Annotated in this window: 17 protein-coding genes; 11 read left to right on the plus strand and 6 right to left on the minus strand. The window is 67.8% G+C overall.

Annotation, left to right across the window (positions count from 1 at the left end; translation table 11 throughout):
* Nucleotide 1 precedes the first annotated feature (1 nt).
* The 4 genes from E0W80_RS13480 to E0W80_RS13495 are packed head-to-tail and all read left to right on the plus strand — an operon-like array spanning nucleotide 2 to nucleotide 3,504.
* The gene (locus E0W80_RS13480; protein WP_131493186.1) at nucleotides 2–976 is read left to right on the plus strand and encodes an LLM class flavin-dependent oxidoreductase; all 975 of its coding nucleotides are present in this window, start codon (nucleotides 2–4) and stop codon (nucleotides 974–976) included.
* A 40-nt stretch (nucleotides 977–1,016) separates the two neighbouring features.
* Nucleotides 1,017–1,844 (plus strand): ABC transporter ATP-binding protein, encoded by an 828-nt coding sequence (locus tag E0W80_RS13485; protein WP_131493188.1) that lies wholly within the window; start codon nucleotides 1,017–1,019, stop codon nucleotides 1,842–1,844.
* Nucleotides 1,841–2,674 (plus strand): ABC transporter permease, encoded by an 834-nt coding sequence (locus tag E0W80_RS13490; RefSeq protein ID WP_131493190.1) that lies wholly within the window; start codon nucleotides 1,841–1,843, stop codon nucleotides 2,672–2,674. The genes E0W80_RS13485 and E0W80_RS13490 overlap by 4 nt, the downstream gene beginning before the upstream one ends.
* Nucleotides 2,671–3,504 carry an ABC transporter permease subunit gene (locus E0W80_RS13495; protein ID WP_131493192.1) on the plus strand — a complete coding sequence of 278 codons (834 nt, stop codon included), beginning with the start codon at nucleotides 2,671–2,673 and terminating at the stop codon, nucleotides 3,502–3,504. The genes E0W80_RS13490 and E0W80_RS13495 overlap by 4 nt, the downstream gene beginning before the upstream one ends.
* Nucleotides 3,505–3,813: 309 nt before the next feature.
* On the opposite strand, the gene E0W80_RS13500 is transcribed toward E0W80_RS13495, so the two are convergent.
* A complete protein-coding gene (locus tag E0W80_RS13500) occupies nucleotides 3,814–4,890 on the minus strand; it encodes an ABC transporter substrate-binding protein (RefSeq protein WP_131493194.1) in 1,077 nt (358 codons plus the stop codon).
* 193 nt (nucleotides 4,891–5,083) lie between these two features.
* On the opposite strand from E0W80_RS13500, the gene E0W80_RS13505 reads away from it, so the two are divergent.
* Genes E0W80_RS13505 through E0W80_RS13525 form a run of 5 tightly spaced genes read left to right on the plus strand, consistent with a single transcriptional unit; the run spans nucleotide 5,084 to nucleotide 9,389 of the window.
* Nucleotides 5,084–6,088: an alcohol dehydrogenase catalytic domain-containing protein gene (locus tag E0W80_RS13505; RefSeq protein ID WP_131493196.1), complete on the plus strand. Its 1,005-nt coding sequence runs from the start codon at nucleotides 5,084–5,086 to the stop codon at nucleotides 6,086–6,088.
* A gap of 33 nt (nucleotides 6,089–6,121) precedes the next feature.
* On the plus strand, nucleotides 6,122–7,318 hold the full coding sequence (locus E0W80_RS13510; protein ID WP_131493198.1) for a CoA transferase: 1,197 nt from the start codon (nucleotides 6,122–6,124) through the stop codon (nucleotides 7,316–7,318).
* The gene (locus tag E0W80_RS13515) at nucleotides 7,318–8,181 is read left to right on the plus strand and encodes an amidohydrolase family protein (RefSeq protein ID WP_131493200.1); all 864 of its coding nucleotides are present in this window, start codon (nucleotides 7,318–7,320) and stop codon (nucleotides 8,179–8,181) included. The genes E0W80_RS13510 and E0W80_RS13515 overlap by 1 nt, the downstream gene beginning before the upstream one ends.
* Before the next feature lie 21 nt (nucleotides 8,182–8,202).
* A complete protein-coding gene (locus E0W80_RS13520; protein WP_131493202.1) occupies nucleotides 8,203–9,045 on the plus strand; it encodes a hypothetical protein in 843 nt (280 codons plus the stop codon).
* An 8-nt stretch (nucleotides 9,046–9,053) separates the two neighbouring features.
* Nucleotides 9,054–9,389, plus strand: coding sequence for a hypothetical protein (locus tag E0W80_RS13525; protein WP_131493204.1), 336 nt, complete (start codon nucleotides 9,054–9,056; stop codon nucleotides 9,387–9,389).
* 314 nt (nucleotides 9,390–9,703) lie between these two features.
* Here E0W80_RS13525 and E0W80_RS13530 read toward each other — a convergent pair whose 3' ends face one another.
* Both E0W80_RS13530 and E0W80_RS13535 read right to left on the minus strand, forming a co-directional pair.
* Nucleotides 9,704–11,194 carry a chaplin family protein gene (locus E0W80_RS13530; RefSeq protein WP_131493206.1) on the minus strand — a complete coding sequence of 497 codons (1,491 nt, stop codon included), beginning with the start codon at nucleotides 11,192–11,194 and terminating at the stop codon, nucleotides 9,704–9,706.
* A gap of 105 nt (nucleotides 11,195–11,299) precedes the next feature.
* On the minus strand, nucleotides 11,300–12,358 hold the full coding sequence (locus E0W80_RS13535) for a hypothetical protein (RefSeq protein ID WP_240740534.1): 1,059 nt from the start codon (nucleotides 12,356–12,358) through the stop codon (nucleotides 11,300–11,302).
* Between the two features lie 561 nt (nucleotides 12,359–12,919).
* Between E0W80_RS13535 and dnaB the strand changes: the two genes are divergently transcribed.
* A complete protein-coding gene (dnaB, locus tag E0W80_RS13540; protein WP_165875465.1) occupies nucleotides 12,920–14,263 on the plus strand; it encodes a replicative DNA helicase in 1,344 nt (447 codons plus the stop codon).
* A gap of 49 nt (nucleotides 14,264–14,312) precedes the next feature.
* On the opposite strand, the gene E0W80_RS13545 is transcribed toward dnaB, so the two are convergent.
* Genes E0W80_RS13545 through E0W80_RS13555 form a run of 3 tightly spaced genes read right to left on the minus strand, consistent with a single transcriptional unit; the run spans nucleotide 14,313 to nucleotide 17,214 of the window.
* Nucleotides 14,313–14,774, minus strand: a complete 462-nt coding sequence (locus E0W80_RS13545) for a type II 3-dehydroquinate dehydratase (protein ID WP_131493210.1) — start codon at nucleotides 14,772–14,774, stop codon at nucleotides 14,313–14,315.
* 6 nt (nucleotides 14,775–14,780) lie between these two features.
* Nucleotides 14,781–15,422, minus strand: coding sequence for a TetR/AcrR family transcriptional regulator (locus E0W80_RS13550; RefSeq protein WP_240740535.1), 642 nt, complete (start codon nucleotides 15,420–15,422; stop codon nucleotides 14,781–14,783).
* Nucleotides 15,423–15,426: 4 nt separating this feature from the next.
* Nucleotides 15,427–17,214 (minus strand): sugar phosphate isomerase/epimerase and 4-hydroxyphenylpyruvate domain-containing protein, encoded by a 1,788-nt coding sequence (locus E0W80_RS13555; RefSeq protein WP_131493211.1) that lies wholly within the window; start codon nucleotides 17,212–17,214, stop codon nucleotides 15,427–15,429.
* Nucleotides 17,215–17,315: 101 nt separating this feature from the next.
* Between E0W80_RS13555 and E0W80_RS13560 the strand changes: the two genes are divergently transcribed.
* The gene (locus tag E0W80_RS13560; RefSeq protein WP_131493213.1) at nucleotides 17,316–18,221 is read left to right on the plus strand and encodes a shikimate dehydrogenase; all 906 of its coding nucleotides are present in this window, start codon (nucleotides 17,316–17,318) and stop codon (nucleotides 18,219–18,221) included.
* Nucleotides 18,222–18,291: the final 70 nt, after the last annotated feature.

Below are 18,291 nucleotides of genomic sequence, written 5' to 3' on the forward strand. Positions count from 1 at the left end.
CATGAAATTCGGACTGCTGCTGCCGCACTTCGGCGAGGAGGCGAGCAAGGAGAAGCTCCTCGAGGGATCGAAGCTCGCCGAGAGCTTCGGATTCGACTCCGTCTGGGTGCGCGACCACCTGGTCTTCGAACCGCACGGGGAGATGGAGAAGCCGAACCGCACGTTCTACGACGCGCTGACCACCCTCACCGCCATCGGCGCCGTCACCGAGAAGATCGAGCTCGGCACCGGATCGCTGATCCCGTTCCGTCACCCGCTGGTCACGGCGCTCATGGCGGGGACGATGACGCAGCTGCTCGGCCCGCGCCTGATCCTCGGCTTCGGCGCCGGAACCTTCGACCACGAGTTCGAGGCGATCGGCTGGGGCGACCTGGACCGCGTCGAGATGGTGCGTTCGAACGCCGAGATCCTGCGCCGGGTGTTCACCGAGAACGACGTCACCTACGACGACGGCATCTTCTCGTTCGAGAACGTCACCATCGAGCCGAAGCCCGTGGGAGGACGCATCCCGTTCTGGTACTGCGGCGCCACCCCGCGTTCGGCCCGTCTCGCGGCGGAGTTCGCCGACGGATGGATGCCCGGACGCACCGGACTCCTCACGATGGAGAAGCGCATCCAGACCATGCGCGAGATGACCGACGAGAACGGCCGACCGATGCCGACCGTCGCCGTCATCCCGCCGACCTCGATCGAGGACACGCGCGAGGAGGCCTTGAAGCACGTGAACATCCCGGGGCTTCTCGCCTGGGCCAACAAGGCCAAGTTCGCGGTGAAGCCGCCGTCCGGCAGCTTCGAAACCGTCGAAGACCTCGAGGGCCAGCTCATCGTGGGTGACCCCGACCAGGCCGTCGAGCAGATCCGGCGGTTCGAGGAGGTCGGCACCGAGCACCTCGTGTTCGACTTCCGGTTCAAGTTCGATCGGTTCTTCGAGCAGATCGAACTCCTCGGCACCGAGGTGCTTCCTAAGCTGCGATAAGCCGCGCACCGACGCGCGGCGATGAGACGAGAGGTCGACGATGACTGACGTGAACCACACCGTACGGGACTTGGCGGATCCGCTGATCTCGGTCACCGGGCTCTCGGTGAGCTATGACGTCGCGCGGACGGGCAAGAAGCTGATCGCCATCGAGAACGTCGACCTCGACGTGTTCGAGGGCGAGTTCATCACGGTGCTCGGCCCGTCGGGGTGCGGCAAGACGACGTTCATGAACGTCATCGCCGGCCTCGTCGCGCCGAGCACCGGATCCGTCCTCGTCGATGGGCAGCAGGTCGAGGGGCCAGGGCCGGACAGGGCCGTCGTCTTCCAGGACTACGCGCTCCTGCCCTGGCGCTCCGTGTTCGACAACGTGAAGTTCGGACTCGAGATGCAGAAGGGCCTGCGCACCGCCGACTGGCGGGCGAAGGTGCAGGAGGCCATCGACATGGTCGGGCTCAAGGGGTTCGAGTCCTCGTATCCCCGAGAGCTCTCCGGTGGCATGCAGCAGCGTGTCGGCCTCGCCCGCGCGTTCGTCGCCGAGCCGCGCATCCTGCTGATGGACGAGCCGCTCGGCGCCGTCGATGCCCTGACCCGCGAGGTGATGCGCGATGAGATCGAGAAGCTCATCGAGGCGACGGGCAAGACCGTCCTCTTCATCACGCACTCGATCGAGGAGGCGATCCTCCTGGGCGACCGCATCGTCGTCTTCAAGAGCCACCCCGGGGCGATCAAGGAGATCATCACGACCGACATCCCGCGCCCGCGCTCGGAGCGCTCGGTGCAGCACGACCCACGTTTCCTCGAACTCCGCGACCACCTCTGGGAGGCGCTGGAAGGGGAGGCGACGGCGGCGGCGGTGTCGAAATGACCGCGCTCCTGGCCACCGGTCCGAATCTCGGCAGGGGTGGTGTCGCCGCCTGGCTCGCCGGGCTGAGCGCGAGGGGCAAGGCCGCCGTCATCGCGGTCGAGGTCGTGTTCCTCCTCGTGCTGTGGCAGTTGGTGGTGGGTGTGCTCGGGTGGATCAGCCCGGTCTTCCTCCCTCCGCCCCTGGCCATCGCGCAGGGGTTCGGGGAGATCGTGGCCAACGGATCACTCGCCGCCAACGCCGGGGTCTCGGCGCAGGCATGGCTGACCGGTTTCGCGCTGGCCGTGGTCGTCGGCATCCCGGTCGGACTCCTCATGGGCACCTCGCTCCCGGTCGATCGGGTGATCGGGCCGATCGCCTGGACGATTTACGCCACGCCGTCGATCGCGTATCAGCCGCTCGCGAAGGCCTGGTTCGGCTTCGGGATCGGTCCGGTGATCTTCCTCGTGACGATCAGTGCGATCTTCCCGATCCTGCTTAACGTCGCCGCCGGTATGCGCACCACGAACCCCTCCATCATCCGCGCCGCGCGTGTGTATGGCGCGGGACGAATGCGGCTGTACCGCTCGGTCTACCTGCCGTCGACGATCCCGTTCCTGTTCGCGGGCCTCCGGCAGGCGGTGGTGCTCGCCACGATCGGCATGGTCGTGGCGGAGCTCGCCGGTTCTTCGAGCGGCATGGGCGCACTCATCATCCGCGCCTCGAACACGTATCAGACCGATCAGGCGTTCGCGGCGATCGCGGTCGTCGTGCTGTGGAGCGTGGGGATGACGCAGGTGGTCACGGCCATCGAACGCGGCGTCGCACCGTGGACGAGGAAGGGCAAGCGATGAGCGTGGTCTCGGCAACCGGAACGGTCCGAATCGTGCGGCCACGGCGCGTGGTGCGCTCCGGGGAGGGCAGGTGGACGCTGCTCCTGATCGGCGTCGTCGCCGCGGTGCTGCTCCTCTGGGAGGCGGTGGTCAGCTGGTTCCAGTGGATTCCCGCCGCGTTCCTGCCGGCCCCCAGTGCGATCGCCGTCGCGTTCGGTCAGCTCATGGTCGACCCGGAGTTCTGGTCGGCGTTCGTGTTCAGCGTCACGAACCTCCTGATCGGCCTCGCCATCGCGATCGTCGTCGGCGTGGTCGTGGGGCTCGCGGTCGGCTGGTCGCCGGTGCTGCGCTTCATGGTCGCGCCGTTCCTGTGGGTGCTGTACTCGACCCCCAAGGTCGCGTTGGCCCCGCTGTTCATCCTCGGACTCGGGCTGGGCAGCGAGTCGAAGATCGCGCTCGTCATCCTGTTGGCCGTGTTCCCCATCCTGCTGAACACGATGGAGGGCGCGGTCACCGTGAACCCATCGCTCGTCAACGCGGCACGGGTGTACGGCGCCAAGGGGATCGGACTCGGCTGGAAGGTGATCTTCCCCGCCACGCTTCCCTACAGCCTCTCCGGGATCCAGCGCGGTGCTGCACTCGGCTTCACGGGAGAGGTGCTCGGTGAGTTCCTCGGCGGGACCGGCGGCCTCGGTCACCTGCTGGAGTTCGCCGCCTATCAGTTCCGGATGGATGAGGCGATCGCGATGGTCGTGGTGATGGTCATCATCGCGAACCTCACGCTGCTGCTCATCTCGGTTCTCCGCCGTCGACTCGCTCCCTGGTACGACGAGCGCAAGATCGTCGGCTGATCCGCCGCTTCGACTCCCGGTCCCCGTCTCATGCGCGACGGGGGCCGGGTCTTTCGTCGCGTCGTCCGCCCCTTTCTTGCTGCGGGATCAAAACCGCACCTGAGACACACCTCGAAGGTGCACTTTCCGTCCCGCAACCTCGGGCACGAGCCCCGGGCACGAGCCCCGCAGCACATGCGAAGAGGCCCCACCGCCATGCGCAACGGTGGGGCCTCTTCGTGTGACGGGTGCCGAAAGCTGCTCCCGTCGCGATATGTCACGCCAAACAGCGAAGTAGCGTGCGTTTTCGCGACGGGAACAGCCTGTCGGTCACGGGTAGGGCAGTGTCGCCGGTCCTGCGTTGTCGAGGCCGAGGAGCTCCTGAGCCTTGAACAGGTACGCCAGTTGAGCGTCGTCGAAGTCGAGGGGCTCGAGCTTCTGCGTCTCGATGGTGGTGTCCCACGCCTCGCCGTCGAAGTACAGGTTCGGGCAGGCGAGGTGTCCGTCGAGGATCCAGACGCTGTCCGACTCACGCAGCTCCGCGACGTCGAAGTCGTTGGCCTCGTAGATGTCCAACGCCTCCTCCGCGTTCTCGGGGAACTCGCCGGGCGCGGGAGCCGTCATGAAGTCGGTGCCCTTGAGCGTGGCGCGCAGGAACCGGACCAAGGTGTTCGGATTCTCCTGCGCCCACTGGGTGCCGGCGATCTGCACGTCGTTGGCCCAGTTGCGCAGCGATTCGACGACGATGTTCGCACCGTGTTCCTCGAGGGCGGCGCGATCATCCGCGTAGAAGGGCTGCAGCGAGATCTTGTCGTTGACGAAGAACTCCGTCCACGATTCCGATCCGGGGCCGGGGTAGACGACCTCGGTGTTGACGGACGAGACGTCCCAGCCCTCCTCCTTGAGCACCTGGGCTCGCTGGAACTCGGCCGGATCGCCGGGGGTGCCCGCCAGCACGATGGAGGTGCCGTCGAGGTCCTCGACGCTCTCGACGTCGGACTGCACCGCGAAGTCGAAGTTCTGCCGGCAGTAGTGCCCGGAGACCAGGTCGATCTCGACGCCGCCGCGGATGGCGTCGATCACGGTGCCGGTGGATTCGACGCCGATGTCGGCACTGCCGCTGGCGACGGCGGCGGTGACGTTGTCGGCGGTGATGACCTCGACGGTGAGGCCCTCCTCCTCGTAGTAGCCGAGATCCGTCGCGAGGACGTACATCGAGTACATCGTGACGTCGGGGAAGGGGATCGCCACCGTGATGTCGGTGTCTTCGGCGGCTCCGGGTTCACCGTCGCCGAGCTCGACGGGTTCTTCCGGTGTCGGCGTCGGCGAGGCGCAGGCGGCGAGCAGCATCAGTGCTGCTGTGCCGCCGACCACGGCGAGGCCGAGTCTGTTTCGTGTCGTGCGCATGACTCTCCATTCGGGCAAGTGCGTGCGACTCCTCCGTGGAGTGGGGCGCCTCACGCGGATTTTGGGATACGGTATCCAATTTGGGTTCCGGTGTCCATCGTTTGGGGGATATCGTGCTCGAACAGGGTCTAGACGTCCGTGATGAAAATTGGATACAGTATCCGAAACAGATTCCCGCGATGAAGAGGTGAAGATGCGAGCCGCTGTGCTGAGCCGCCATGATCTGGACGGTCTGACCGTCGCGGAGACTGCTGTGCCGACGCCCGGCACCGGCGAAGTGCTCGTGCGCGTCGACACCGTCGGAGTGAATCAGCTGGACCTCAACGTCATCGCCGGCACCGGGCCGGGCGCGCAGGCGCAGCTGCCCCGCATCCTCGGGATCGATCCTGCCGGCGAGATCGTCGCTGTCGGAGCGGGTGTCGATCCGGAGCGCATCGGCCAGGCCGTCGTGGTCAAGCCCAACATCGCCTGCGGTGTCTGTGCGCACTGCCAGGCGGGCGACGAGGCCGACTGCCCGCGTCAGACCGTCGTCGGCGTGCATCGCGACGGGGGAGCAGCGGAGTTCGTCGTCATCCCCGCGCGCAACGCGATGGACCGTCGGGGCCTCGACGCTGCGCAGGCGACCGCCGTCGTCCACAGCGCGTCCATCGTGATCAACGCCGTCCGCACCGTCGCACTCACGGCAGGCGAGCGGGTGCTCATCACGGGTGCCGGTGGGACACTCGGCCGCGCGGCGGTCGCGATCGCCCTCGCTCGCGGCGCAGACGTCGTCGCCGCGTCTCGCCGTGTCCTCACCGCGCTCGGCGAGGAGCAGATCATCCAGGCTCCGGATGCTGCGGCTCTGGCCTCTGCGGTCAGCGGAGGAGAGGGCTTCGACGTCGTCCTCGACGTGTCCGGGCACGCTCCGACGTTGAGCGCCGGGATCTCAGCCCTGCGGTGGGGAGGCAGAGCCGTGTTCTGCGCCGCCTCCGTCGACAGCGATCTGCGCATCGACGCTCGCGACTTCTACCTGCGCCGCAAGCGGCTGGCCGGCGTGGCCAGTGCCCGCTACGACGATGTGGCTGAGGCGCTCGCACTCGCGGCGGCCGGTGCGATGCCCTCGCTCGTCGGCGGCCGCTACGCGTTCGACGACGTCGCCACGGCGTATCGCGACTTTCCCCGCAAGAGCGAGGGGAAGGTCATCGTCGATGTGCGATGACCGCCCTCGGTATCGAAGAGGAGACCAGAAGTGATGAGCACTGCACTGCCGGGCGCCGGAGCGCTGGCCGGGATCCGCGTGATCGAACTCGGTCAGTACATCTCGGGTCCGTTTGCGGCGAAGCTGTTGGCCGACCTCGGTGCCGACGTGGTCAAGGTCGAATCGCCCGAGGGCGACCCGATGCGCCGGTGGGAGGGGCGGGCGACGATGAGCCCGCAGTTCGCTGCGTACAACCGCGGCAAGCGGGGGGTCGTGCTCGACTTGAAGAGCGCTGAGGGCCTCGCCGCGCTGTTCGCCCTGGTCGATGACGCGGACATCGTGCTCGACAACTTCCGTCCGGGTGTCGCCGCGCGGCTCGGATTCGGTCCGGAGGACCTGCACGCCCGCAACCCGCGGATCATCTCGTGTTCCATCACCGGTTTCGGTCCCACCGGCCCTGCCGCGAAGCGTCCCGCTTACGACACCGTGATCTCCGCCACCGGCGGCATGTACAGCCAGGTCGTCCCCGCGTCCACGATCCGCCCGCTCGGCCCGGCGTTCTCCGATCTGCTCTCCGGAATGTCGGCCGTGCAAGCGGTGCTCGCCGCATTGCACGCTCGCGATGTGAGCGGGGTCGGGGAGCATGTCGAGGTGACGATGGTCGGCGCACTGCTGGACTTCCTCACCGAGTCGGCGTCGGCATTCCTCGAGACGGGGCAGGTCTCCTCGCCCGATTCGCGGCCGCGTCGGGCGCAGGCCTACGCGTGCCGGGGGTCAGACGACAAGGCCTTCGTGATCCACATGTCGGTGCCGGAGAAGTTCTGGACCGGGCTGCTCGACGTGCTGGAGCGGCCCGACCTCGCCGAGGATCCGCGCTTCTCGACCCGTGAGGGGCGTGTGCGCAACTACGACGAGCTGGACGCGGTGCTCAAGGAGATCGCGGCGGCCCGTCCCCGCCAATACTGGCTCGACCGGCTCGCCGCGCACGACATCCCGCATGGGCCGCTGAACACGATGGGTGATCTGTTCGATGACCCGCAGATCGCGAGCATGGGGCTGGTCGAGGAGATCGACGGGCCGGACGGCGCACTGCGCGTGCCGGCCCCCAGCATCCGCTTCCAGCGTTCCGGTCGGCCGGAGCTGCGCTATGCACCCGCACTCGGGGCCGACACCGAAGCGTTGACCGGGCTGCGGTCCGGATCCCTGGCCACCGACTCCGAACCCGCACCCGCGAAGGAAGGGGCTGCCTGATGCCCGGCATCGACGACCTCGTCGCGATCGACGTCCACACCCACCCGCAGACCGAGGAGTTCATCGCGGCGATGGGCCGGAGGCACTCCCAGATGGCCGCCCACTTCGGGCGCGAGCGGCCGGTCGTGTCCTTCGCCGAGCAGGCGGATCAGTATCGCGAACGCAAGATGATGGCCGTCATCGTGAACTCCGACTCGGAGACCACGAGCGGGATCAAGGGTGCGCCGAACGATCTCCTCGGAAAGGCGCAGCAGGACCACCCCGACGTCTTCCTCGCCTTCGCCGGCATCGACCCGTGGAAGGGCGAGGCCGCGGTCGCCGAGATCCGACGAATGCACGACGAGTACGGCATCAAGGGCGTCGGCGAGCTCAATCCGTCCCGGCAGAAGTTCCTCGCCAACGATCGGCGGTTCTTCCCGATCTGGGAGACCTGCGCCGAACTCGGGCTCGTGGTGATGTTCCACTCCGGCTTCCCCGGCGCCGGCGCGGGCACCCCGGGCGGTGGCGGCTACCGGCTCGAGAACGCCCGCCCCGTGCCCTACATCGACGACGTGGCTGCCGAGTTCCCCGAACTGAACATCATCAGCGCCCACCCGGCCTGGCCGTGGCACCTCGAGAACCTTGCGATGGTCTGGCACAAGTCGAACGTGTACCTCGATCTGTCCGGCTGGGCGCCGAAGTATCTGCCGCCGGAAGTGGTCCGCTACGCCGACTCGCTGATCTCCGACCGTGTCCTCTTCGGGTCGGACTGGCCCGTGATGACCGCGGATCGCTGGATGACCGAGTTCGACGCGCTCGGACTCAAACAGGAGTCGCGCCGGAAGATCCTGCTCGACAACGCACGGAAGCTGTTCCGACTGTGAGCACCCGGGAAGGAGCCGATCGTGGCTGAACTCGTCATGGCCGCCGCGACCCCGCACAACCCGCTGCTGTGGCGGGCGATGCGCGAGCCGATGCCTGATGATCTGATCGCGGTCGAGGCGAACTTCCGGCGCATCCGCGAGGCCATCGCCGACGCCGGAGTCGACACGCTCATCGTGCTCGGCACCGATCACGTGCGCCAGTTCTTCTCCGACAACTCGCCTGCGTTCATCGTCGGCCGGGCTGCGTCGTACCACGGGACCTACGAGAACGAGGTGCGCACCTTCGGCATGGAGTACGCCGAGCTGACCGGCAGCCCCGAGCTGGCGACGCAGATCACCGGCCGCGAGGTGCTGCCCGAGACGATCGACTTCTCGGTGTCGCACGAGTGGCGCCTCGACCACAGCTTCGTGCTCCCGTTGCAGTACGTGCGGCCCGAGCTCGACCTGCCGATCGTGCCGATCCATGCGAACTCGATCCTGCCGCCGTTGCCGACCGCCGCGCGCTTCGCCGCTCTCGGGCACCACCTGCGCACCGCGGTGGAGTCGTGGGACAGCGATGCGAGGGTGGGGCTGCTCACCTCGGGGCACATGGCCACAGACGTCGGGGGACCGCGCACGTTCAACGGCTCCCCCGATCCCGAGTTCGATGCCGAGGCCGTCGCCTGGATGCGTGACGGCGACCTCGAAGGAGCGATCGCCGGGTGCCGCTTCGACCGGATCATGGCCGCGGGCAACGTCACCTACCAGTACGTGAACATCGTCGCCGCGCTCGCCGCGATGCAGGGTCGACCGGCGGAGCTCGCCGAGGCCACGACCTCGCGCTTCGCTTCCAGTCCTTTCTTCCTCTGGGGGGCCGCGTCGTGAGCCGATACATGATGAACAAGTTCATCCGCGCCGTCGAGATGAGCACCGCGAACGTGAACGCGTACGTGGCCGACACCGAGGGCTTCGTCGATCGTTGGCTCGCCGGAGGAGCGGGTACGGACGCCGTCGCCGACGACCGGGTGCTGACCCCGGAGGAGCGTGTCGCCTTCGTGGACCGTGACTACGGTGCGCTCTACGGCTTGGGCGCGCATCCGTATCTGCTCTGGCACTTCACGGAGGCGGTCTACGAGCACGAGTACACCGAGGGGTTCGGATGGCGTGACCTCGTGGAGCGGTATCGCGCGGCGATCATCTCCTACGGCGAGGTCGACGACATCCCCTGACTTCGCCCCGCGCGGCCTCCTCGCCGGTTGGCGGCGCACCTGTCGGGAGAATCCGTACGGAGGCGGCGTTCGAGGCTACTTTCTCCTTGCATCTGCCCAGGCTCCCGACAAGTGGACCTCGGATGCTTTGCGCGGGCGCGACGGATGCCCCGTGGTGGGATTTCCACGGGGCATCCGCCCATTCTGCGCCGGCGTCGGGCGACGGGGAGCCGGGGGCTACGAACCCGTCGCAATGGGGTGGGTGATGACGCGTCGGCGCACCGGTGGTGCGGGGTCTCCTCCCCCGAGGACAGCCGCACCGCCGGCGTCTCTCCTTACGCCGACGCTCCGCGACGTCGCAGAAGGACCGCACCTCCGAGGGCGAGCAGGATCATGGCGAGGACGATCAGTCCTGCCGGTGAGCCCCCGCCCGTCATCGCGAGCCCCGTCGACTGGCCGGTCCACGCCGCGCCCGAAGCGGTGGCGGAACCGGTCGAAGTGCCGGGGTCCGTTCCGGGGTCGGTGCCGGGATCCGTTCCCGGGTCGGTGCCGGGGTCGGTTCCCGGGTCGGTACCGGGGTCCGTGCCCGGGTCCGTCACCGTGGCCTCGCCGAGCACCGAGATGGCGTTGCCGCCGAGCGTGATCGGCAGGCTGATCGGCAGTGCCAGTTGGGTGCCGCCGAGGAGGCCGCCGAGACCGCTGGTGGTGATGCCGCCGGTGGTCGGGGTGGCCGGTGCGGAGGTGTTCCCGCCGGTGCCGGTGACGGTCGCGTCATCGAGCAGCGAGATCGCGTTGCCGGTCACGCCCACGGGGGCGGTGACGGGTGCGGTGATCTGGGTGCCGCCGAGGATGCCGTCGGAACCACTGGTGGTGTTCCCGCCGGTGGCCGGAGTGACCGGTGCTGCGGCTCCCTGCGTGCCCGTGCCGGTGCTGGCGCTGTCGCCGAGGAGGGAGATCGCGTTCCCCGACACCGTGATCGGTGCCGTGACGGGGGCGGTGACCTGTGTGCCGCTGCCGATGCCGTCCTCGCCGGAGGTGGCTGCGTCGGTGGGGGTGGCGGGTGCCGGTGCTGCGGCTCCCTGCGTGCCTGTACCGGTGCTGGCGCTGTCGCCGAGGAGGGAGATCGCGTTCCCCGACACCGTGATCGGTGCCGTGACGGGGGCGACGACCTGTGTGCCGCTGCCGATGCCGTCCTCGCCGGAGGTGGCTGCGTCGGCGGGGGTGGCGGGTGCCGGTGCTGCGGCTCCCTGCGTGCCTGTACCGGTGCTGGCGCTGTCGCCGAGCAGGGAGATCGCGTTCCCCGTGACGGTGATCGGTGCGTTGACCGCGAGGAGCGCCTGCGTGCCCGAGAGCACGCCGTCCACGCCGTTCGTGGTCACGAGAGGCGCCTCGGCCGGTGTCCCGGACTGGGGAGCCGGGGTCTGGGGAGCCGCGGCCGGGGCGCTGGTCGAGGCGCTGTCGTCGACCAGACTCACCGCGTTGTTCGACACGGTGACGGGAAGGTTCACGGTCACCACGGCCTGGGTGCCGGATGCCGTGCCGTCCGACCCGCTGGTGACGGGTGCCGGTGCGGGTGCGGGTGCCGGTGCAGGGGCGGGTGCCGGTGCGGGCGCGGGTGCCGGTGCGGAGACGACAGTGTCGCCCAGCACCGAGATCGCGTTGCCGACGACCGTGATCGGGGCGGTGATCGCTGTCTCCGCCTGGGTGCCCGAGAGCAACCCGTCCTCTCCGGTCGTCTCGGCCGCATTGGCGGCCGTCGCACCGAGGAGCGTGATGCCCCCGGCGATGAGCGTGCCCCAGAGGGCCCGCTTGATGTACGTGCGCATGATCGTTCTCCTGACTGATGATGGGATCGTCTGATGGGTGCGCGCGATCGACGTGCGCGCGCAGCACGGCATCTGTCGTCCCCGAAGGAACGACGTGACGGTCCGTCAGTCAGGAGAGACGTCGGTATCGGCGACCGGCGACGTCGGAAGAGCGTCGTCGGATGCGCCGGAGGTCCGCTCGCCAGCACGGAGCGGAGAAGGATCCACGTCGCTGAGACGCGCGTGGGCAGCGCCTGCCCCTCCGCCGGAACCGGCGGAGGAAGACGCGGGAACAGGGCCGCCCGGGAGGGTTCCCGGGGGAGAGTTTTCGGGCGCACCGGTGGCGTCGGCGCCGGATCCGAGCGCGTCGGAAGACCCGGCCGACACTGTCGGAGCGGTCGCGACGAACGCCGCGCCGGCGAGCACCCGGGACGACGCCGAGAACGGCGCCGGTCCGGGTGCGGCCTCATCTCTGGGCGCGACCGTGGTGGCGCCGGGCGTCGAGGGCTCCACGACCACTCCGGAACCCGGTGCGGGATCGGGTGTCGTCGGGTCCAGGGCGTCGAGCACGGGCGGGACGGTCGAATCCACCACGCCGCCGAGAATGGCCGTGGTGTCGTCGACGACGTCGACCAGGTCGTCGACGGTGGTGATCACGCCGAGATCGGTGACGAGTCCTCCGACGAGCGGAAGGCCGGCGACGGTGTCGAGGAGTGGATCGGTGATCTGCGAGACCGGTGCGTCGGAGAGCACCGCCGTGACGGGGGCGACCACGTCGTGCGCCGTCTCCGTGACCGCCTGCACGACGGGCGCTGTCACGGTGCCGACGACCGGAGTCGCGGCGACCGTCTCCGTGACGGTCTCGACGACCGCCGGTGCGGTCTGCTGCACGGGGGCGACGACCTTGGTGACGACGGGGGCGACGGCCTTGGTGACGACCGGCGCGACCACCTTTGTGACGACCGGAGCGACAACCTCCGTGACGACCGGCTTCACGGGAGCTGTCACGCTCGACACGGTGTCGCCGACGAGCGAGGTGAGTCCGTCGAGTGGGCCATCGTCGCGGTCGTCCGCATGCGCGGACCCGCCTCCGAGGAAGACGGCGAGAGTCGCCCAGGCGAGCACTCCCAGGGCACCCCAGAGGACGGCGGCTGGAACGCCGCGTCGGGTGGCCCGAACGTCCACGTCGACCTCCCCCTCCGAAGGCAACGTCACCTCGGCGCAGATGCGTCGATTGCGGGTGACGATACTCGCGTCGCGACCGTCTGTCTAGGGGGGTATCCGCGAGTTTCTGCCGATGTCGGCCCGTGACGCGCCCGACGAAATCTCGGCTTGACTTTCCCCAGGTTCTACACATCCCATCCCCGACGGGGCCAACCTTCAACGCCCGATTTAAACTGATTCCCATCCACAGGGTGGGGAAACAGGAAAGCCCTGCTCAGGCACGATAAAAAACTTTGAAGTCGGAGCACTCCACGGGGTTATCCACACCTGTTGTGCACAGACACTCCGACTTTGTCCGCACGCTTTCCACATGGTTATCCACAGGCCGTGTTGCATGGGGAAAGAGTCGCTCGTAGCGTGAGCGAGCGACCGAATGTCGGAGGCACCTGTTTCGCTGTGCAGGACGGCGTGACGGTCGAGGATCAGACGGCTCAGCCGTCGAGACGCCTCATCAGGGCATCGCATCGGAAACGTCGCATCGAAGGGAAGACTGTGTCGATCGCCGACATCTCAGAGGAGCGCATGGGCTCGTCGCGCGGGCCGGAGCGCACGCCTCCCCACGACCTTCTCGCCGAGCAGAGTGCTCTGGGCGGAATGCTCCTGTCGAAGGACGCGGTCGCCGATGTGATCGAGACGCTGAAGGGCGCCGACTTCTACATCCCGAAGCACGAGTTGATCTTCGAGGCCATCCTCTCGTTGTACTCGCACGGCGAGCCCACCGATGTCGTGGCCGTCACCGACGAGCTCATCAAGACGGGCGAGCTCGGTCGCGCCGGCGGTGCCGACTACCTGCACACCCTGACCTCGATCGTCCCCACCGCGGCGAATGCGGGCTACTACGCCGGCATCGTCTCGGAGCGTGCGATCCTGCGCCGACTCGTCGACGCCGGCACCCGCATCGTGCAGCTGGGCTACGCGGGCGAGGGTGACGCGACCGACCTCGTCAACAACGCGCAGGCCGAGATCTACTCGATCACCGGATCCGAGACCGCGGAAGACTACGTCCCCCTGCAGATCGCCGTCGATGCCGCGCTCGAAGAGATCGAGGCAGCGAGCGGTCGTGACGGTTCGATGACCGGTGTCCCGACCGGCTTCAAGGAACTCGACGAACTCACGAACGGTCTGCACGGCGGTCAGATGATCGTCGTCGCCGCGCGACCCGCCATGGGTAAGTCGACGCTGGCGCTCGACTTCGCGCGTGCGGCCTCCATCGGCCATGACCTTCCTTCCGTCTTCTTCTCCCTCGAGATGGGCAAGAGCGAGATCGCGATGCGCCTGCTCAGCGCCGAGGGTGCGATCCCACTGCAGAACATGCGCAAGGGAAACCTCGACCCCCGCGACTGGACCACGGTCGCCGCGACCCGCGGACGCATCAACGACGCGCCGCTCTACATCGACGACAGCCCCAACATGACGCTCGTCGAGATCCGCGCCAAGTGCCGTCGCCTCAAGCAGCGCGAGGGGCTGCGCATGGTCATCATCGACTACCTGCAGCTGATGACGTCGGGCAAGCGCGTCGAGTCGCGACAGCAGGAGGTCTCGGAGTTCTCGCGAAGCCTGAAGCTCATCGCCAAAGAACTCCAGGTTCCGGTCATCGCCCTGTCGCAACTGAACCGTGGCCCCGAGCAGCGCACCGACAAGAAGCCCGCGATCAGCGACCTGCGAGAGTCGGGCTCGATCGAGCAAGACGCCGACATGGTCATCCTGCTGCACCGCGACTCCGTCTACGACAAAGACGTGCGACCCGGTGAAGCCGACCTGATCGTCGCCAAGCACCGCAACGGCCCGACCGCCACGATCACCGTCGCGTTCCAGGGTCACTACTCACGCTTCGCCGACATGGCTCCCGGCGGCGACTTCAACTGACGCCCCGGCGCGCAGCGCGACATCCCGGCGCTGTGCAGGCTCGACGGGCTCAGAGCAGGGCGACGAGTTCCTCGACGGCGACGGCGTACCCTCTCACTCCCTGCCCGACGACGCGGACGGCTGCGATGTCGTGGAGGTAGGAGAAGCGGCGGAAGGGTTCTCGATGGTCCAGGTCTGTGACGTGCACCTCCGCGAACGGGAGTGCCACAGCGGAGAGCGCATCCCGAAGTGACACGGAACTGTGGGTCAGGCCGCCGGGGTTGATGACGATGCCGGCGACTCGGTTCCGCGCCGCGTGGATCGCGTCGATGAGGACGCCTTCGTGATTGCTCTGGACGGTCTCGATGTCGTAGCCGAGTGCTCGTGCCGTGGCTGCGGCGATCCGCGCGACGTCGTCGAGGGTCTCGGTACCATACAGCTCTGGTTCCCTGAGGCCCAGCTGGTTCAGGTTCGGGCCGTTCAGCAGGAGCAGGCGTCGGTCGGGGGAAGCGAGAGGATTCGTCGTCGACACCGGCGACTACTCCGTCGGTGCGGTCGCCCACGACACGACAACGTCGCCGATCATCTGGCGGAGGTGGTCGCGACGGCCGGGCGAGTGCAGGTCGGTGTCGAAGAGATACTCGAAAGTGTGCTGATTCGCGATCTGGAAGACGCAGTAGGAGCTGATCAGCAGATGCACGTCGAGCGCATCGATGTCACGGCGGAAGAGGGCGCGTTCATGCCCTCGTCTGAGGATGTCGTCGAGCAGTTCGACGGCCGGTGCGTTGAGCTCGCGGAGGGAGTCCACCTGCGTGACGAAACGTCCGTAGTGGATGTTCTCCACGGCGACGAGGCGGACGAAGTCCCGGTGTTCCAGGTGGTGATCGTAGGTCAGCTCCGCGATCTGGCGGAGGGCGGCGACCGGCTCGAGTCCATCGACGTGCAGTCGCTGTTCGGCTTCGCGGATCTCGCGGTAGGAGTTCTCCAGGACGGCGAGGTACAGCTGCTCCTTGCTCCCGAAGTAGTAGTAGATCATGCGCTTGGTGGTGCTGCTCCGCTGCGCGATGTCATCGACTGTCGTTCCGGAATATCCCGTTTGTGCGAAGGCCGCTGTCGCCTCGGCGAGGAGTTCGGCCCGCGTCCGCTCGGCGTCGCGATGCCGCACCACTCGTTCGCTCACATGGCTATCCTGCCCTGCGGTCTTCTTGAGCCACAAGCCGGACCGGGGTGCTGGCCGCGCCGTATCCGTCGTAGGCACCGCGCCGTTCGACGATCTCGAAGAAGACCTTGCCGACGGTCGGGGTGTAGAAGTGCAGAAAGGAGCCATTCGCATCACGGTCATAGAGAAGGTTGAGTTCGCGCAGGAGGTGGAGGAATTCGTCGTCGAGGCCGAAGCGTGCGTGGAGGTCGTCGTAGTAGTTGTCGGGAATCGGGAGCGAGGGCAAGCCCGAGCGTCGCGCACGTTCGGCGGCGGCGACCACGTCATCGACCCGTATCGCGATGTGGCGAGGCTGAAGCGGCGCCGTGGGAGGGGCGAGATTCATGGCGAGGCGGACCGATCCGTCAGGCGTGCGCATCACTTGACTGCGCACGAGGCCGTAGGGGCCGGCCAGATCCGCAGACGTCCCCGGGTCGAGCGCGAGAACGCCGATGTTGAACAGGACCGCCTCATCGAACTCATGCCACGGGAGGGCGACGTTGAGGTGATCGATGACGCCGTGGAGAGAGTCGATCTCGGAGGTCTGGCCGCCTTCGAACTCGGCGACCCACGACTCTGCCGTGGACGCGGAACTCCAGTAGATCCCGGTGCCGTCCGGAGCGGAGACGGTCGGTAGCTCGGCGTCACCGGCGCGGGTGCGACGAAACCGCGGTGTCGCGCCGATCGATACGGCATGCCGCTTCGCCGCCTGCGCATCCGTCACCGTGAAGCCGATCCCCTCGATGTGCGGTTCGCCGGCGCGAGGCTCCTCCGACAGCACGATGCTCGCTTCGCCCGCGCGCCAGAGGCGTACGGCCTTCGTGCGGTGTCCGCCCTCGAAGTCGAACCCGAGCTGGTCGAGGATCTGCTCGACCGACGAGAGATCGGAGCCGGAGATCTCGACGAAGTCGACCGCGTGCGGGGGCTGTGGCGGTGCGACCTGCGCGTCCGGCTGTCCGTTCGCACGAACGGTGCTGTTGTACAGCCAACGCAGGGAGCGATGCGCATGCGCGGCCGTTCGGGTCACGTCGGTCTGACGGAAGGTGTCGTTGAACACCTCGAGCGACAGCGGACCGGTGTAGCCGGCGCACAGGACGTGCGAGAGGAAGGTCGTCAGATCGAACTGTCCCTCGCCGGGGAAGAGGCGGTGGTGGCGGCTCCACGACAAGACGTCCATGTCGAGTGACGGTGCATCGGCCAGCTGCAGGAAGAACAACTTCGCGGGATCGATGCCCTCGATCCCGGCAGGGTCGTGGCCCCGCGACAGAACGTGGAAGCTGTCGAGACAGACGCCCAGGTTCGCGCGGTCGGCACGCTCGACGATGTTCCACGCGTCCCGGTAGTCATCGACGAACCGCCCCCAGGCCAACGCCTCGTATGCGATCGAGATGCCGTACTCCGCCGCCGCGTCCGCCAGCTGCCCCAGCTGCCGCGCGGCGACCTCGGGGTCGGCGATCGTGGCCGTTCCGACATTGCTGCACACGAGCACCATCGAAGCCCCCAGTCGGCGCATCACCTCGAACTTCGCGCGAGCACGGCGCAGATTGTCCGCGAACGTCGCGTCATCGACGCCTTCACAGTCACGCAACGGCTGGAAGAGGTCGATCGTCAGTCCCAGACGCGCACACAGCGCGCGGATCTCCTCCGGCGACTCCACGGCCGCGACCAGGTCGGCATCCATGATCTCGACGCCGTCGAAGCCTGCGGCGGCGCAGGCGTGGAGCTTGTCGACGAGGCCCCCGGAGAGGCAGACGGTCGCTATCGAAGTGCGCATGGCGCTCAATGTACCAGACGGTTAATTAGCCCACGGTTGACATGCCGGCCGGTGGGCGTCAAAGTGTACTAACCAGTTAGTCCATTACGAACGGATGCCCCATGATCAGATCCCTCGGCCTCGCGACCGAGCCGGTCCACGCATCGACCGGGGTTCTCATGGGGCTGGTGGGTGAGGGAGTGCTCCCCTCCTTGACGCCCTTGCTGCAGATGGAGGAGGGCAGAGCCCAGGGCCTGAATCTCGTCGATCGAGCAATCGACTTCGATGCGTCGGGGTCGTCGGGGTTCGGCGCGGAGAAGCTCGCCGATGTGCTCGACTGGGCCGAACGTCTGGGATTCAGCGCGCTGAACATCACCTATCCCTGCAAGCAGGCGGTCATTCCTCTCCTCGATTCCCTGGACCCCGTTGCCGCTGCCGTCGGCGCGGTGAACACGGTGCTGTTCACCGCGGACGGACGGGTCGGCCTCAACACGGACACCACCGGGTTCGAGCGGGCCTTTCGCGCGGAACTGGACGATGTCCGGAGAGGGCGAGTCATTCAGCTCGCTGCCGGCGGCGCGGGGGCGGCCGTCGCCGACGCGCTGATGCGGTTGAGTGCCGAGGAACTGGTCATCGTCGACCTGGACTCGGATCGCGCCCGGAGCCTTGCGAAGTCCGTCTCCGAGAGGCACGGTCGCGCGGCGGTCCCGGCGAGCCCGGATGACCTTGCCGATCTGCTTCGGACAGCCGAGGGCATCGTGAACTGCTCGCCGATCGGGATGCACAATCATCCCGGAGCGCCCTTCGACCTCACACTGCTTCACGCGCGGCACTGGGTTGCCGACATCGTGTATCGACCGCTCTACACGGAGCTCCTCCGCGCCGCCGCGGCTGCCGGCTGCCGCACGATGCACGGCGGGCACATGGCGGTCGGTCAGGCGGCCGACACCTTCCACCTGGTCACCGGCCGAGCCCCGGACCTTCCGCGCATGCACCGGCACTTCGAAGAACTCATCGCCGCCCCGTAAGTGATCATCACCATGACAAAGGAGTCAACAAGTGTCGCATCCACCCAGCGCAGCGCCCTCTGATGCCCCC

This window comes from Microbacterium sp. PI-1 (assembly GCF_004337555.1).
GTDB classification, from domain to species: domain Bacteria; phylum Actinomycetota; class Actinomycetes; order Actinomycetales; family Microbacteriaceae; genus Microbacterium; species Microbacterium aurugineum.

Bases quoted from the DNA above. Each gene is read 5' to 3' on its own strand.
- E0W80_RS13480 (WP_131493186.1), top strand. From the start codon at position 2: ATGAAATTCGGACTGCTGCTGCCGCACTTCGGCGAGGAGGCGAGCAAG.
- E0W80_RS13485 (WP_131493188.1), top strand. From the start codon at position 1,017: ATGACTGACGTGAACCACACCGTACGGGACTTGGCGGATCCGCTGATC.
- E0W80_RS13490 (WP_131493190.1), top strand. From the start codon at position 1,841: ATGACCGCGCTCCTGGCCACCGGTCCGAATCTCGGCAGGGGTGGTGTC.
- E0W80_RS13495 (WP_131493192.1), top strand. From the start codon at position 2,671: ATGAGCGTGGTCTCGGCAACCGGAACGGTCCGAATCGTGCGGCCACGG.
- E0W80_RS13500 (WP_131493194.1), bottom strand. From the start codon at position 4,890: ATGCGCACGACACGAAACAGACTCGGCCTCGCCGTGGTCGGCGGCACA.
- E0W80_RS13505 (WP_131493196.1), top strand. From the start codon at position 5,084: ATGCGAGCCGCTGTGCTGAGCCGCCATGATCTGGACGGTCTGACCGTC.
- E0W80_RS13510 (WP_131493198.1), top strand. From the start codon at position 6,122: ATGAGCACTGCACTGCCGGGCGCCGGAGCGCTGGCCGGGATCCGCGTG.
- E0W80_RS13515 (WP_131493200.1), top strand. From the start codon at position 7,318: ATGCCCGGCATCGACGACCTCGTCGCGATCGACGTCCACACCCACCCG.
- E0W80_RS13525 (WP_131493204.1), top strand. From the start codon at position 9,054: ATGATGAACAAGTTCATCCGCGCCGTCGAGATGAGCACCGCGAACGTG.
- E0W80_RS13530 (WP_131493206.1), bottom strand. From the start codon at position 11,194: ATGCGCACGTACATCAAGCGGGCCCTCTGGGGCACGCTCATCGCCGGG.
- dnaB (WP_165875465.1), top strand. From the start codon at position 12,920: ATGGGCTCGTCGCGCGGGCCGGAGCGCACGCCTCCCCACGACCTTCTC.
- E0W80_RS13555 (WP_131493211.1), bottom strand. From the start codon at position 17,214: ATGCGCACTTCGATAGCGACCGTCTGCCTCTCCGGGGGCCTCGTCGAC.
- E0W80_RS13560 (WP_131493213.1), top strand. From the start codon at position 17,316: ATGATCAGATCCCTCGGCCTCGCGACCGAGCCGGTCCACGCATCGACC.